The sequence below is a fragment of the Stappia indica genome (assembly GCF_020177335.1).
Taxonomy (GTDB): domain Bacteria; phylum Pseudomonadota; class Alphaproteobacteria; order Rhizobiales; family Stappiaceae; genus Stappia; species Stappia indica_B.
Window position 1 is genome coordinate 1 of the sequence record NZ_JAIVMG010000019.1, and the last position, 16297, is coordinate 16297.

Consider the following 16297-nt stretch of genomic DNA (forward strand, 5'->3'; position numbering starts at 1 on the left):
CGCGGCGAGGATGTCGTCCAGACGCTCGAGCGAGTATGTGGCCGTATCGGCTATCCGAAGACGATCAGGGTCGACAATGGCAGCGAGTTCATCTCCCGCGACCTCGATCTGTGGGCCTACGCGAACGACGTCACCCTCGACTTCTCACGGCCCGGCAAGCCTACGGACAACGGCTTCATCGAAGCCTTCAACAGCAAGCTGCGGGCCGAATGTTTGAACGCACACTGGTTCCTGAGCCTTGCGGATGCCCGCGAAAAGTTGGAGGATTGGCGTCGATACTACAACGAGGTTCGGCCTCACTCGGCGATCGGATACAACGTCCCGATCGCGTTACAGAATCCCGGTGGCGCAGCCAGCCCGTCACCGTGAAAAAAGCCGGAAAACTCCAGCCACCGGCGCTCCAAAGTTCGGTCTCAGAGCAACCTACGGTAACGACCCGAGAGTTACCTGCTCAACTCCTCGGCATTCTGCTCAGGTGGATTTGACAACGGCTCCGCAACCTCGGGATCTATTCTCTTCTCCTCTCCGGCGTCAGGGCTTCCGAAAGGTGGATAGTCAAGAGTGCCTTCCAGCCGGTCCAGTTCAGACCGCGTAAGACTCGGAAACGGTAACTGCCCCGACTCACGCCATCCCTGAACAACCGTCTCGGCACGAGTACTACGTGCATTGTCGCGTCCACTGTCTTTTGCCATGTAGACGGTTTGCGAAGGAAACGCGAAATCCGTGCCTGCTTCGCGTACTGCCTTCAATATCCGAAGGTCGATATCCTCACGCACAGCATAAAAATCATTCCATTCGCGTGTTTGTGCATAGACCCGGATATCAAATTTGAGTGAACTGTCACCGAAGCCGGAAAATCGCACCCGCACCGTGTCGCCATCAATCCGCGGATGAGCGTGAAGCATGCGCCGGAGCTCAACCAATAAATAGCGAAGTTGATCGTCTGTGGTATCGTAGCGCAAGCCGATTGTTTCCTTGATCAACATCTGGTCACATTGAGCCCAGTTGATTATCTGCATATCGGCAAACTGCGCATTTGGAATTGATATGACGGTACGATCCAAGCCGCGCAATTTGGTTGAACGAATACCAATCCCCTCAACTGTCCCCTTCTGGTCTCCAACACTGCAGAAATCACCTACCCGGACAGGCCTATCGACGAACAGAATCACCCCCCCAATCAGGTTTTCAAAAGTAGGCCGCACTGCCAAAGCGACCGCGAGCCCCCCGATACCTAGCCCGGCCACCATACTCAGAACTGGCAAGCCGACCGCCTGACCAGCCAATGCGAGAATACAGACCGAACCAACCGCCCCTAGGGTAGCGCCGCCGAGACGAAGCAGATCGGCATCCAGACTCTCATCCGGGATATGCGGAAAAAGTATTATCGCCTCCACCAAGATCCTGACCGCAAGCCAAAAGATGAACGCAAGTCCGCCATAAGTGGCCACGGTTAGCGTCACATCGTAAAATCGAGCAAACGTGCCAGAAAGATGCACCTGAAGTGCGATGAAGGGAAGTAAGGATGTGGTCGAATAGACCAGAAGGACTGGCGCGAGGGTTCTCGCCAGCAGAATTGAAATTCGCCCCGAGCGGACACGCGAGCGCACCATTCGGTGAATTCCCAGAATCGCGATCACGACAACGACAAGCAATACGATCTGGAAAATGACCTTCCAGGCGGGCGTCTCTAACCAGATCTCGTGCAGCGCTTCCGGCACAAGTTGTATTAGTTCTGGGGGGACGAGCGGTCCAGTTTGCTGCGGCCCGAAGTTCGTCCAACTTTCAATGTCCAATGAAGTTTTGAGCGGCAAATGGTTTACTGCAACAAAGAAACGTGGCGCGACACGAATTGTCTCATCTGCAAAAAGGAACTCTCCTTTCCGAGGCCCCTCTTTAACCCGCTCAATACGAAGGGGCGTCTGTGGGATCCGAAAACCATCAGCGTTGGTCCTGGCCAAGGCGTCCAGATCCGGAAAGCCACGCGTCTCTGGTTTTCCGATGCGCCCAAAGATGTCCATGAGGTATTCAAATGTCCTGATCCCCGTCTGGCGACGTGTGGCTACGGGCACACCATCCAAGTCAATGAGATCTACCAGAACATCCGACAGTAGTGCGATATCGGCCTGAAGTTCGAGGCTTGGATCTTCCATGTACTTAGAGACGCTTTTTTCCAAGGCGTTCGCCGCAAAAAGGAAGGACTCCATCGTGTAGCGCGGAGTATCTGTACGGACCTGGGCCCAAAAATCATTGGCAAATAATTCATCGACTGTCTTCTGTGCCCTTGCGGTCTGTGGCGCGACGACAAAAACCGCAAAAAAGAACACACTTATACATACCGAAAAGTAAAAATTAATTTGAATTGCTTTCCTTTGACACGTTCTTTCAGGAAGAGCCTCAATATTTTTTCTGAGATTTCGTGTCATGATTTCTCCAGATATCTACTGCGTTGGCTCGGCTAAAGTAGCCACCGACAGGATTCTTCGCGACGAACCTCACACATTAGATATTTCAGAACTGAAAATTGATTAATGACATCAGCCATTTTCACTGAATCACTTTGAGTGAATTCAAACGAAGCGCATATGGAAATGCCCCCGCTCTATCGCGCGCAAATTCAGAAGAATGAATCCAAAAACAAATGCATAAAACTACCCTAAAGAAATAATACTATCTCTCCCACTCCCTTTTCGCAGTAAATACGCCTGTCAGCAATATTATAAACTTCCTTATATCTCATACCCTCCCACTCTGCAATGCCACAGCTAAATGTGATCGCACGATCAGGAGGCAGAAAGGAGAAACGTTTCTCTTTGAGAGCCGCTCTCAATCGCTTGCTCTGATCCCCGCAAAACTGTGCGGGCAATACGAGAGCGTCGGCCACGCCCGTGGCGACGTCGATCTCGAACCCTATGCGCGCGCCTTCCTTGTCGGTCGCAAGCCACGGTGTGAAATTCTCGCTCGCGACCCCGACCCTCAGTGCCCCTCTGGACAGGGCCTGCTCGAAGGCATCCGCGTGGGCTGGTGCCGCGGTCGCGGGAACGACCAGCAGCACGACGGCGAAAAAAAGGGTTTCATGGACATGGTTAATATGCTCCTCGGAGCGTTGGTGACGGCAATTGTCATCTGCCTCGTCCACCGGCACGGCCACCGCCACCAAAACCTCCTCGACCGCCACCACCTCCCCGATATCCGCCACCCGGCCGCCCTCCTGCGCCGACGCCGGGGCGCGGCCTGTAACTGGGAGGTCGCGCGGTCGAATGCGACGGACGGGGCGGACGCACGATCGGATGGGACGGGCGCGGCGGCCTGACGCCGGGAGGCAGGTCTCCAGGTGGGCGCGCAATCGGATGAGCAGGTCTGGGAGGCCTTGGCGAAACGGCGCCGGGCGGACGATTGCCGGGCCTGCCCGGGCCATAGACCGGATAATCATCCCAGAAGATCGGAAGGCCCACATAAATACCGCTGGAATAAAGCGGATAGCCGTAATACGCACCGCCGCCGGCATAGGCCAGATACTTGCCGGAAGCCCAGCCACGCTGACCGGAGTAGTTGATATCGCACCAGCGATAGCCGTTGGTGCAGCCGAAAACAGTCACGGTACCGCCGGCGGGGATTGCCCCGATCACGTCGTAACTGGTGCCGGGTCCCGCGCGCAAATTCAGGGTCCTGGTCGCTGTGGCGCTGTAGGACTGGGCCAACGCGCCGAAACCTGGCTGGATCGCCAAATACGAAAGGAAGGCAACGACGACCCTTCCGAAATAACGCACCCGCATGCCCCTGGCTCCCGGCGTTTTCCGAACCTTAAACATCGTCAGGCATCGCCCGATAGACCACGCTCTCCGAATGGTACCATATGCGGATTGCCCGACTTGCATGAATTTTCCGGCCCTTCGGCAAGAAGTCCCCGGCAGGTGAACGGAAAGCGGCCAGCGCGCGGGCACGAACGATACTCACCATCCGCTCGCCGCCCGACGGCTTGCCGCGCGCAAGAGCCCGCCAAGGCTCCCGCACAGGTCCTGCGGAGACTTTGCCCTCACGCCCATCATTCGATTTTTGCTGATTGCTGGACGGCGGCCGCACGCAGCAGGTCGAATTTGACCGAGGTGGCGCTCACTTGCCTGTAGAAGGCAATCAGGAAATTGGTGGGGCCCTGAATACGTAACAATCCCGCGGTCGCGGCAACGACTGTGCCCACGTCCGTATTTCCCGCCAACACCTGCCAGCCGCCAATAAGAAGTACCGCAATCATTCCAGCGCCGTTCAAGGCACTCAGGAAAAATTTCGCCGATTGCTTCCACAAGAAGATTCTGGAACGGCTTTCGTAAATTTCGTCAAACTCGGCAGAAAGTTTCGAAATGTCCGGATGCGCCCCGACCAGATTGTCGGTTGCCTTGCGCAAAATTCTGACGCGACTGGCAATCAGCAAATTGACCTGCCGCTGGATGGTCAGCACCAGGACAGCTTGCGGCAGGATCATCGCCAAAGCGATTATCCCGAGCACGGGCTGCGTTGAGGCGATATAGCCGATAATCACGACGAGGGTACCGGCTTGAAGAAGAGGCTCGGAGATCGCCGATCCGGTGAACATGCCGACGTCTTCCGCCTCGGCGGAAACCATGGTCGCGAATGTGCCGCCACCGATACCTTCGCGGTCCTTGCCGGCCTCGCACGTTAAAAGTCCGACCCTGTTTCTGATGGTGCGAACGACATCTTCGCCCAGAATGCTGGAGCGATACCCGAGCAACCATTTCAGGGCGAGGCTGAGAAGTATAAATCCGCCCATTGCCGCGCAAAACGACAACAACGCGGACGGTGAGAGTGACGCGTCTGTCAGGCCGTTGATGATGTTCTTCTGATAATCTAGAGGAACGGCGGCCAGTCCCGCTATCGCCAATGACAAAAAGACGAGAAAAATCTGCCGCGATCCCGTGACCACCCAGATGGCCTTGTAAAGTTCGATCATCCCGCCATCTGCCCCTCAAGCTATTTGTCAGAAGAAGGCTTCAGCATGTTTCCAGATGCGCGCCTGCGCGTCGGCGAAAGGATTGTTGCCTCTGTCGGGTCCTGAGACCGGCCATCCACACAATGGCCTGAGACGAAACGAACGCTTTTCACGACAGAGCTAAGGGCGAATGCCCGAGACAGACGGAACTAAGAAATTGCGCATCACCGGTTCGCCCGCATGCTGGCATCACTCACTCAGAATACATCGGAAGACAGCCCTGTTGCAGGAACTCAGCTCGTCCCTCAGACCGGAGCAGTTTCAAAGGCGGCGGCTGATTCCCTGATTGACCGAAACTGTTGAAACTTCCCCGATGCAGAGGAAATCTGATCAACGGATAATTGATGAAGAAGCGCCTGCAAAGCATATTAACAGTAACTTACATCGTCCCGGTTCGACGCCGGGAATTTTTCGCCTAGACTGATTGCCAAATAACCAGCTTGGAATGAGCAAAAGGAAAAGTGACCGGGGGCCGCAATGTTTGACTGCAAAAGATTTGCAAGTTCCATCAATCTGTTAGCCGTCCTCCCGCTGGCAACTGTGGTGGTCTCTCTTCCGACCCCGGGCTCCGCGGAAGGCCTGAAGCCGTTTGAATACGTCTTTGCGAACGGCACGAAGATCAAGGTGTCCGGCCAACTGAATATGGGCGTGCTGAGCTACGATGACGGCGCCGCGACCAACACCAACTTCGTCGACAACGACAATTCCAGCTCCCGTGCACGTGTCCAACTTTTTTCCGCCCTGGGCGCCTGGAATCTCGAGACCATTCTCGAAGCCGAATACCAACCGCTGGCGTCCAACACGGTCAGCCAGGTGAACACAACGCCAAACTGGAATTTCCCCAAGACCAACCTCCGGAAGGCTGAAATCATCCTCTCCAACGACATGTACGGCAACTTCTATTTCGGACAGGGAAGCATGGCCAGCGACGGGACGGCGGAAGTGGACAAGTCCGGCACGGGGGTTATTGCCTATGCGAGCGTTTCCGACTCTGCCGGCGGATATTTCTTTCGCTTTTCCGGCGGAGGCCTGTCAACGCGAACTGTCGGGTCGGCGTTTTCGGATTTCGACGGTCTGAGCCGCAAGGCGCGCGTCCGCTATGACACGCCTGATTATAACGGCTTCGGCCTGCGGGCTTCATGGGGTCAAGATGTACTCGCGGAGCGGAACAATCCGCTTTACGACATCGCGGCCGTCTACAACGGGGAGACGGAAGCCTTCTCTATCGGCGCGGCCGCGGCCATAGCCCGCAACACGCGCTCGGATACCAATATCTTTTCGGCATCCGTATCGGGTCTGCACAAGCAAAGCGGCGTCAGCCTGACGCTGGCTACCGGAGGTCAGAGCGACGGGGGCATGGGGTATTACGGCTACGCCAAGCTCGGGTACGAGCACAAGTTCTTCCCCGTCGGCACCACCGCGGCGTCGATCGATGTCTATGTCGGGAACGATATTGCCACCACCTCATCGAACAGCAATTCGGTTGGCCTCGCGCTCGTTCAGAACTTCGATGACCAGAATATCAAGCTCTGGGGAACTTGGCGCACCTACCGATATGACGACAACACGGCAAGCTACGAGAATGGCCAGGCGGTCTTTGGCGGCGTCCTGTTCAAGTTCTGAGATCCGTTGCCCGTCAATACAATCTGTCCGGCACGAGGATAGCCGATATCGGCGTTCCCATTTCCATTCGTCCGGGACACTGGGAGAACCGCTCCATAAATATGCGCTGACACTGCAACCGATATCCTGCTCGTGAATATCAATGCGGAAGCGCCGGCTGCACCCTGCCCGATTGATCTGGAGACCAGGGCACAATGAAAGCGAAAGCGGATACGCCAGCTTTCAACCGCCGGCTTGCCTGAGACCGGGGAACCACATTCCATGCACCTTGGCGAGGCGATCGATCATTTGCACAAGACCGACGAAATGTTGCGGCGTATTTCATTGGAGCAGGATCCGATTGATAGCCGAGATCAGGCAGATGGCAGGTCCCGCAAGGTTCTGATTTACAGCAGCGATTCCTTCAGTCCGGGACACCTGCGCCAATGCAGGGCCATCGCCAATTCGCTTGTCGGCTCCTTCGACAAGTTGTCGGTGCTGATCCTCTCCGGATCTCCGATCATCGGCAGGTTCGAATTCCGGTCCCGGGTTGATTTCGTTCGTGTTCCCGGCGTCGGCCAGGTGAGCGATGGTGAACATATGCCCCTGTCGCTCTATCTGAACATCGATCAAACGGTTCAGATCCGCTCGGCGATCATCCGGAACACCGCAGAGGTCTTCGAGCCGGATATCTTCATTGTCGACAAGGAGCCGCACGGGTTGTGCGGCGAAGTGCTGCCAACGCTAACGATGCTGAAAGAGGCCGACACCCATATTGTTCTCGGCCTGCGTGATGTGGTGAACGCTCCCCCACTCCTGCAACGGGAATGGAACCGACTGAACATCGTTCCTGCGCTGGAGAACCTCTACTCTGAAATCTGGATCTATGGTTCGGATGAAACATGCAATCCGGTCGACGGGCTCGATCTGCCGAAGTCTGTCACAGACAAGATCCACTACACCGGTTTCCTCCGCCGCCATTTGCCGGAAAGAACCGAAACCGTTCCCAAGCAGTCCCCCGTGGGTTCAGAACCATATATCCTGGTGAAGCCCGGTGGAGGCAGCGGCGGTGGCCTGGAACTCATCGAGTGGGTCTTGCGAGCCTATGAAATACGCACGAAACAGCTTTTACCTGCTCTCGTGATCCTCCCGCCGTTCCTGCAGGGAGCTTCCGCCGCCAGACTCATCGAGCGCGCCCGGCACTTGCGGGATGTCACCATCATCCGGTTCACGCCGCAGATCGAACCTTATCTCGCCAACGCGGCGGCGATCGTCGGTATGGGCGGTTATAACACCTTCTGTGAAGTCCTGTCCTTCGACAAACCGGCACTCATGGTGCCTCCGGCCACACCGGATGCGGAACAGGCGCTCCGCATCGAACGGGCCGCGTCCCGCAGGTTCGTAAACCGGCTGAGAATCGACAGTCACCTGGACCCAACCGCCTTGGCCGATGCACTGTCGGTCCTGCCGGAAGCGCCTCGCCCTTCATCGGTCGGTATCAAGAACCTGCTCGGCGGCCTTGATGTCATCGGGGAGCGGGTCGGCAGGATGTTCGCATCGACTACCGCCGCTCAATCGGTCGGCAGTTCCCGATAGCTTTGCCACCCTTGCCTTACCCCGTGTTCGGCGGGTCGCTTTCGTCCTCGACGGGCCGGTCGAACAGGGCCCAGGACCGCAGCAGATCATAGAAAACCGCGAGTACCGCGGGACCGAGGAAAAGACCGATCAACCCGTAAGTCAACGTGCCCCCCATGACACCGAGGAAGATCACGAGCGTCGGCGTTGACAGGCCCTTCCCCATGATCATCGGCTTCAGGACATTGTCCATGAAGGTCAATGGTACAAGCAGCGCCGTCAGGAGGATCGCCTGGCCTGCAGTTAATGTCACCCAGGCCCAGATCAGCAATGGCAGGACCACTAGACCCGGCCCGATCTGGAGTAGGCACAGAAATAGGATCACAAAGGCCAGAAGCCCGGCGCTCGGCACCCCAAAAACCTCGAGAACGACGCCGATCAGCAGACTTTGAAGGATCGCCACTCCCACAACCCCACGCGACACGTTGCGAATGGTCGCGCCAGCGAGATCGACAAATTGCGCGCCCCTGGGCGCCAGAATGCGCGAGGCAAGCCGCTTTCCGCTGCCAGCCAGCAGCGGTCCGGGCACAAGAAGGATGCCGGCAACGATTGTAGACACCATGAATTTTATCAGGTCGAAGCTGATCGAAGACAACAGCTTGAGCAGCCGCCCGCCAACCGGCCCTATGATCTCGCGAAAACGCACGAGCGCCTCGTCCAGATCGGTCGAGACCAGCGTCCACGCCCCGGCGATACGCTCACCCACAAGCGGAAACGTTACGACGAACGCAGGTGGGCCGGGCAGTTGCAGGCTATGGTCGCCAGCACCTACGACAAGGCTTTGAACGGTCTCTATGAAGCTGGTCGCGAGAGCAGCAAGAGGCCCAACAATGACGATCAGAGTGGCCAACGTGAGTAGGGTCGAAGCGAGGCCCCGCCGTCCGCCAAGCAGCACGGTCAGCCACCGATGAATTGGAGCCAGAGCCACCGCCAGGACGATCGACCACACAATGATGGGCAGGAAAGGCCTCAGGAGAGCAACGGACCAGTAGACGAAAAGCGCCAGCAACATCAAGCGGATGACAAGGTCGATCACCCGCCCTTCGATCTGGCTGATCTGTTCTTCGTCGATCTTTGCCACCGCAACGTCCTCACACCATTTCCGGCGACCGATCGCGCGGTCTCAGCACTCCGCTCGACCGGTCACGCCTGTCAATGGCCTTTCAGAACAAGGGTCTGAATCGGCAGCAGAAGAGCCTGGATCCGCAGGATGAGCGCGTGAACCAGCCCGACCGCATCGAGCGAGTGATATCCGACTTTCTGAAGGGTGCTCAGGTTCGGGTCGTCAAGTCTGTCGTGATAGCTGGAATAGGCATTGGCGATGCAGGTCGCGCCCTGCGGGAGCCCATCCAGCCCGCCCCTGAAGAGCGGTTCCATGATGACCGTTATGGTACCGGAACTCGACATCTGCCCAACGTCCACAAGTTGGTCGGTGGGCCTGACCTGACCCGAAGCGATGACATCCTGAACCTCGGTCACCACCATCGGAATGATCTGCCAGGGTTTGGAGGGACAGGTGACCTCGCCGATCATGCCCGGCTTGATCACCTGGGCCTCGATCTGACCGAAGCCGGCTGCCAAGGCGTTCACCTTGCGCGTTGGAACAAGAATACCCGCCGGACGCAACATCGGGTTTATCACATCGCCGGGACGCAACGAAAATTGCTGAACGACACCGTCGGTGCCGGCGACAACGAGTGTTTTGTCGAGTTCTATCTGGGCCTGCGCCAGAACTGCTTCCGCGCTTGCCTTTTGCGCCGGCAACTGGAATTCGATCTGGGTATTGAGAGATTCGCGCGCGGCGATCGCCGCGTCTGCCTGGCCGCGCTGGGTTTCCACCCGCACCGCGGCGCGCTCGACCTCCCGCCGTGCGATCGCATCGGGATTGCGTCTGTAGAGTTCACTGCGGGTGTTGTAGTCGTCCTGGGCCTGCTTAAGCATCCCTTGCGCCTGGGCAATACGCCCGTCGGCTTCCTTCAACTGGGCCTTGGCCACGCGTATCTGCGCCTCGATTTCCTCTACTCGGCGCTTGGCTGTTTCCACCGCAGCCTTCTGATCGACATCGTCTAGACGAAAGATCGGTTGGCCTTTAGTCACGGCTTGGTTGATATCGACAAAGGTCTCCGCGACGCGCCCCCTGTATTCCGGCAGGATCGTGACCGTACGAAACACGGAATTCGCAGCCTTGGTCGACGGATGGAAGTAGAAGATCGTGGTGATCAGGCTGAGCGTGAGGATCAGGCAGAGGGTGATGCCCCACCGCAGCTCGTACCAGACCGAGAACAGCGTGATCTCGTATCCCAGACGCTTTCCCTGAACGAACCGGCGAAAGAGAAAATCCGGCAGGACAGTGACGGTCGAACACACCATCAGTTCAAACATCGCTCAAGCCTCCTTCGGCCCCTGCTCGCCGTCGAGACCGTGCGGCCGGCCGGGTTCTTCGGAGTCCGGTTGCTCCGTTTCGTCGACAGGCGGTTCGACCTGTAGGTCGGCATCGCTCTTTCCCGCCATACGGCCGAGTGATTGCGCCATGGAAGACAAAGGCGTGGTCAGGTCGGGCAGCGGGACGAGGGCCAGAAGCAGCGCGGCAATCCAGAAGGCATGATTGTGGGTGAACAACGCGATAAGGCAGAGAACAGCCACGATCTCGAACTGTATCTTCTGCCCCTTGTGCGCCATTTGCTCGGGCAGGTGATGTAGCTTGAAATAGAACACGCCGAGCCCGATGATCATCCCCAGGAGGAGGATCCCGGTCGCCCACATCAGCCAGTCGGTCTGACCCGGCAACGGGATATAGGGGGGCAGGTGATCGATGGCCTCCGGATGTAGCAGGTCTGCGCCGGGGTGTTCTATGGCCACGGAATACTTCCTCGCAATTTCGCGCTACTGAGGTCCACTATAACCGTGAAAACCGGCCCGCACATCAGATGACCGGTCTCTGTCGCGCCGGCACCGTCGATCTGTTCAGGCAATCTAATCAGAGATATATTTTCCGCTGAACGCGCGGCATGTAAATTACTGTTAATCTGGAGATACGCGCTCCCCGCAGTTCATTCGGACCGTATTCGTTTCAGCCGGACATCAGGGGTCCAACCCGGGTCAATCTGTCCGATGGCACAGACGATGTCTTCGATCAGATCCGGATGAATCTGGCGAAATGCGAGATCTGTTTCAAGCCTGGTCCGCAAGGTCGGGATAATCCGCTCGACTTCCCGCAACTCCTCCCGTGCCGGCCCCAACCTGCCAAGCCGCCTCAGAGCCGCGGCGGCCGCCAGATGGACATATCCGTTCGCTGGAGCTCCGATGGCAGAGGTTTCCTGAAGGGCCTTTTCGTAGCGGCCCTCGGTGAAATGATAGAAGAAAAGCCCCATCCTGTAGCTTCCGGGTTGCAGGGGATTTCGCGCATAGGCTTCCTCGATCAGCGGGACGCCGGTTTCCCACTCCATACGCATCGCCATCCGGAAACCGAGTTCGGCGAGCAGTTCGGAATCGTTCGGATTGAACGAACGAGCAATCTCAAGGCTTTTGACGCTCTCTTCCTGCATGCCGGAAAACCACTGTGCAATGGCCCTAGCGTGATAGGCTCGACTGGACCCTGGAGCAATACGGATTGCCTTGTCCGCAAGATCCAGAGCGTGCTCAAGCGGGCGGGGACTGCCTTGCGGCAGGTCATATCCATAGCGCGCCGCATCCGAGTAAAGCATTGAAAGGCATGAATATGCCGCCGCAAAGCCCGGATCCTCGACAACGGTTCGTTCAAGATCACGGCGGAGCGGTTCGAACAATGCAGGATCCAGCGACCTCCAGTAATCCTGAAAATCGAGAATTTTCTGGTATCCCGAGAAGTGTTTCGGTGTCTCGCCCGAAGATTCCCGTGCTTGGCTGTCCAGAATTCCGTCTCGCTGCGCAATGACAGCTGTGACATCCGCAGCTATTCTGGCGCAAAGACCATTGAACTGCTGAGGCTTGAGTTCTCCATCGATCTCGGGCTCTGCTCCATAGGCCCAAATGAAACGTCCGTCCGGCCTTTTCAGCAGCATTTCCACATGCATGGATTCCGCCGATACCGTCACTGAACCGCTCAGGCGGTATTCCGCCCTAAACTCATGCGGGCCTTTTCCTTCCGCGCCGGGCACATCGCTCAGTTCCGTTGTGTCGAATCCATAGACGAACAACTCGGTAAATCTGGTAAGCGCCGCGATCACATTTCGTGTCAACTTGCGGCCTATGCCCGGACATGGAGTGCAATCCCCGTCCTGTTCGAAGGGCTCCACCAGAATACGCGGGCCGCGCAACTTAATTTCAAGGTCCAGAGATCGGCTACCGTGTTCAGCAGCAGGAGGCGACTGATCGCGAAGCCGGAATTCCGGCACATATGCACCTTTCGGGATTTCAATCCGAAGATCGGACGGATCAGTATTCTTGAGATAAAAATGTTCGATTGCCCGGCGCAGGCGGGCCGCCTCGATACGAACGATGGAATCCTGCAGGGGATCGAAATCGTCACCGCGTTTGAATACGCTCGTGGCGATGCTGTAGGCCTTTATCCGGTCGCTACGGCCCGCCAGCGTTTCTTCCACGATGTATGTCAGAAAATTGCGATTGCGTTCCGATGCTTCAAACTCCGAAGCGTCAAGTACACGCTTCAACTCGCGACGAACTCCTTCCACGGAAACTGAATTTTCAATATCGTCACTCATCTCCTAATTACCCTTGGCAACAAGACACAACACAACAAAAATTTCTACAATTCGATGACCCCTGCCCGCCACAGGCATAGATACCAAGGTGAAACGTCACCGTAACGTACCCGTAAAAATGATGATTATTCGTGCCTCTCGGAAATAATCAAGAAAATTCGTGATCCTTCGAGGGTGCTTCGATTTTAGGGGGATACGGGGCCGTGCATGCAATTGATCATGTTGTGGCGCGCTTTCCTAAACAGGCTTCGATCGTCCGCAGATTGTATCTCAGCGACGAACATTTCCGTGCAGTCTGTGAGGATTACCTGCTGTGCATCAACTCACTGACCAAGTTCGAAGCCCGCCCGGACGCGAACTCGCGACCCGAGGTCGCGGAGTATCGCCAATTGCGACAGGAACTCGAACTCGAAATGGCGACTTATGTGAAGGCATCCAAGGTTCTGCGGTGACCCGCGATCGAGAGCAGCTTGGGTCGGCATGATTGACAGTAAACTACATACGCCCAATGGAGCCCAAACAGCAGGAAGAATTAAGATTTCCCTGAGGAAGAAGGGCGAACACAGCGTCGTATAACGGAAGGATTCTGAAGTGGCAAAGAACGGTAGAGCACCCGAAAGCGCCGAAAAGGCGAGAATTGACCATTTTTTTTCACTTCCCGGCGCGCGCGCGGATCGTTGGCGGGCCCTGCATGGCGCCGCGCGAGACTGGGCTCGTGGAAGAGGCCAGGAGAACGAAGTCCGCTCCCTGTTTGAGGTACTCGGTGCCGATGAAGCTTTTTTCGCCTATCCCGGACGCCAGTTGCTCGCCACGCTCCGCGAACGCATCGAAGACGGTCAGGCCGAGGCAGCCGCAACATTGGCCCGCCGCATTTCGGAATCCATCCTGACCCGCTCCTACAAGGACGATGAAGACGGTTGGCAGGCAGCCGAAACCGCCGCTGACGCCCCCCCGGAAGTCAACACGACGACACTCGCACGCGGTCAATTGCATCGCCCCTATTTCGAGATGCTTGTCGTTGCGCCCGGCGCAGCAACCCGAGGCGACAAAATAGTCGAAGGATCGCGCCGCCTGCGTCGCGCCGAAGATCCCTTCATCTACGAGGCTGTGCCGGTGGCCAGCTTCGAAGAAGCGCTCTGCGCCATCATCCTGAACCCCGCGATCTCGGCTGTGACGCTGTATGAGGGATTCGACGTCGAATCCCGGAACGAAGTTCCGATCCTGCGCAGTTTTCTCAAATCTGCAGGCTTTGGTGCTGATAATTTCGACACGGACGATTTGCCATTGGCACTTGCCGACGCAATTAATCGAATTCGTCCCGAGCTGGATGTTTACCTGCTTTCGGACCGTCATGTCGAAAGCATCGCTGGCGATCCCCGTGCGGCCAACATCCGACGCGTGCTCTATTCGGTCGAGGAACTCCTGGAATTGCATCTTTGCGTCCTTGAGGGCGTCGCCGACCGCTTCCGGACGCCGTTCTTCGACAATCTCAAGAAATACGCGATGCGGCCGATCAGCACGTTCCATGCCCTGCCGATCGCCCGCGGAAAATCGGTGTTCAAGTCCGACTGGATTCGCGACATGGGTGAGTTCTACGGCCTGAACATCTTCCTGGCGGAGTCGAGCGCCACCACCGGCGGCCTGGACAGCCTGCTGGAGCCCACCGGCAACATCAAGGGAGCCCAAGAGATGGCCGCCCGGGCCTTCGGGGCCGACCATGTCTTCTTCGTCACCAACGGCACCAGCACCTCGAACAAGATGGTGCACCAGGCGCTGGTGGCGCCAGGCGATATCGTTCTGCTCGACCGCAATTGCCACAAGTCGCACCACTACGGGTTGGTCCTGGCCGGCGGCCAGCCGCTCTACATCGATGCCTTCCCGATGACGGAATACTCAATGTATGGCGCGGTACCGCTTTCCAGCATCAAGAAGGCATTGCTTGATCTCAAGGCCGATGGCCGTCTTGACCGCGCAAAAATGGTCGATCTCACCAACTGCACCTTCGACGGTCACATCTACAACACCCGCCGGGTGATGGAGGAGTGCCTCGCAATCAAGCCGGACCTCATCTTCCTTTGGGACGAGGCCTGGTTCGGCTTCGCGCGCTGGTCGCCTTTCCTGCGGCCCCGCACGGCCATGGGCGCCGCCGATGCGATCGAAGAATGGATGAAGGATCCGGCTTCGGTGGAGGTCTATGAAAAGCAGCAGAAGGAACTCGGCAAGAACCCCTCCGCCGAAAAGCTGCTGGGCACCCGACTGATCCCGGATCCGCGCAAGATCCGTCTGCGCGTCTACCAGACCAACTCGACCCACAAGTCGATGTCCGCTCTTCGCCAGGGTTCGATGCTTCTGGTCAAGGATGTCGATTTTTCCAACGTCGAGGCTCAGTTCCACGAGGCGGTCTTCACCCATGCCTCAACAAGTCCGAACCAGCAGCTCATCGCGAGTCTGGACATTGCCCGGCGGCAGATGGAACTGGAAGGGTACGGTCTCGTCGCAAATGCCATCGAGATCGCCCTCGATATCCGCAAGGAAGTCAACTCCCACCCGATCATCTCGAAATACTTCAAAGTGCTTGGCGCCGACGAAATGGTGCCGGCGGAGTACCGGAAAACCGGCTTCGTCGACTTCCTCAAGCCCGGCACGACCTGGGCCGACCAGGTGCGGTCGATGCACGAGGACGAGTTCTGCCTGGACCCGACCCGCATGACACTCGTTTGCGGCACCGCCGGCTACGATGGCACCCAGTTCAAGAAGCTGATGGCCGACGAATACGACATCCAGTTCAACAAGACGTCGCGCAATTCGGTCCTACTTCAGTCGAATATCAACAACACCCGCAGCGACGTCGCGAACCTCATCCGTGTCCTGCTGCAGATTTCCAACCGGATCGAGCACGACCTGGAAAAGAACGGCGAGAACGGCCGTGCGGCTTTCGCGGCTCGTGTAAAGTCCCTCATGGAGGACGTGCCGGACCTGCCGAACTTCAGCCATTTCCAGGAAGCCTTTCGCTGGGATGCGGGCAAAAAGACGTCAGAAGGCGACATGCGCTCGGCCTTCTACAGCGCCTATTACGCCGACGGCTGCGAGTACCTGCCGCTCGACAGCGAGGAGGTCGACAAGCGCCTGAAGAAGGGACCGGAGATGATTTCGGCCAACTTCGTCATTCCCTACCCGCCCGGCTTCCCGATCATGGTGCCCGGCCAGGTGATCACCAAGGAAACAATCGACTTCATGCGCAAGCTCGACGTGAAGGAGATCCACGGGTTCGAACGCGCCAGGGGGCTCAAGCTGATCCGGCCGGATCACGCCAAGGACCACGTGCGCAAATAGGACAAACGGCGCCGGTACCGAT

The 16297-nt window shown here is 57.5% G+C and carries 13 protein-coding genes; 5 read left to right on the forward strand and 8 right to left on the reverse strand.

Translation table 11 applies throughout. The features are described 5' to 3' along the window. On the forward strand, positions 1-369 hold a 369-nt coding region (locus LC062_RS19585), incomplete at its 5' end, for an integrase core domain-containing protein (protein WP_224912700.1). Positions 370-443: 74 nt separating this feature from the next. Here the strand turns inward: LC062_RS19585 and LC062_RS19590 are convergent. The 4 genes from LC062_RS19590 to LC062_RS19605 form a co-directional block, all read right to left on the reverse strand. Continuing rightward, complete coding sequence (locus tag LC062_RS19590; protein WP_224912701.1) at positions 444-2426, reverse strand: mechanosensitive ion channel family protein; 1983 nt, start codon at positions 2424-2426, stop codon at positions 444-446. Positions 2427-2656: 230 nt separating this feature from the next. Then, positions 2657-3199 (reverse strand): hypothetical protein, encoded by a 543-nt coding sequence (locus LC062_RS19595; protein WP_224912767.1) that lies wholly within the window; start codon positions 3197-3199, stop codon positions 2657-2659. Next, the gene (locus tag LC062_RS21590; protein WP_404829755.1) at positions 3123-3878 is read right to left on the reverse strand and encodes an SH3 domain-containing protein; all 756 of its coding nucleotides are present in this window, start codon (positions 3876-3878) and stop codon (positions 3123-3125) included. The genes LC062_RS19595 and LC062_RS21590 overlap by 77 nt, the downstream gene beginning before the upstream one ends. Before the next feature lie 167 nt (positions 3879-4045). Then, positions 4046-4966, reverse strand: a complete 921-nt coding sequence (locus LC062_RS19605) for an ABC transporter ATP-binding protein (protein WP_224912703.1) — start codon at positions 4964-4966, stop codon at positions 4046-4048. A 516-nt stretch (positions 4967-5482) separates the two neighbouring features. On the opposite strand from LC062_RS19605, the gene LC062_RS19610 reads away from it, so the two are divergent. After that, on the forward strand, positions 5483-6628 hold the full coding sequence (locus LC062_RS19610) for a hypothetical protein (RefSeq protein ID WP_224912704.1): 1146 nt from the start codon (positions 5483-5485) through the stop codon (positions 6626-6628). A 261-nt stretch (positions 6629-6889) separates the two neighbouring features. Next, a complete protein-coding gene (locus tag LC062_RS19615) occupies positions 6890-8203 on the forward strand; it encodes a glycosyltransferase family protein (RefSeq protein ID WP_224912705.1) in 1314 nt (437 codons plus the stop codon). A 16-nt stretch (positions 8204-8219) separates the two neighbouring features. Here the strand turns inward: LC062_RS19615 and LC062_RS19620 are convergent, their stop codons facing one another. The 4 genes from LC062_RS19620 to LC062_RS19635 all read right to left on the reverse strand — a co-directional run bounded on the left by LC062_RS19620 (position 8220) and on the right by LC062_RS19635 (position 12942). After that, positions 8220-9323: an AI-2E family transporter gene (locus tag LC062_RS19620; protein WP_224912706.1), complete on the reverse strand. Its 1104-nt coding sequence runs from the start codon at positions 9321-9323 to the stop codon at positions 8220-8222. Between the two features lie 71 nt (positions 9324-9394). Then, a complete protein-coding gene (locus LC062_RS19625) occupies positions 9395-10624 on the reverse strand; it encodes an HlyD family secretion protein (RefSeq protein WP_224912707.1) in 1230 nt (409 codons plus the stop codon). A gap of 3 nt (positions 10625-10627) precedes the next feature. Continuing rightward, positions 10628-11101 (reverse strand): hypothetical protein, encoded by a 474-nt coding sequence (locus LC062_RS19630; protein ID WP_224912708.1) that lies wholly within the window; start codon positions 11099-11101, stop codon positions 10628-10630. 191 nt (positions 11102-11292) lie between these two features. Further along, a complete protein-coding gene (locus tag LC062_RS19635) occupies positions 11293-12942 on the reverse strand; it encodes a hypothetical protein (RefSeq protein WP_224912709.1) in 1650 nt (549 codons plus the stop codon). A 203-nt stretch (positions 12943-13145) separates the two neighbouring features. On the opposite strand from LC062_RS19635, the gene LC062_RS19640 reads away from it, so the two are divergent. Further along, positions 13146-13394 carry a hypothetical protein gene (locus LC062_RS19640; protein WP_224912710.1) on the forward strand — a complete coding sequence of 83 codons (249 nt, stop codon included), beginning with the start codon at positions 13146-13148 and terminating at the stop codon, positions 13392-13394. A gap of 139 nt (positions 13395-13533) precedes the next feature. Then, on the forward strand, positions 13534-16275 hold the full coding sequence (locus LC062_RS19645) for a decarboxylase (RefSeq protein ID WP_224912711.1): 2742 nt from the start codon (positions 13534-13536) through the stop codon (positions 16273-16275). The last annotated feature ends 22 nt before the right edge of the window (positions 16276-16297 follow it).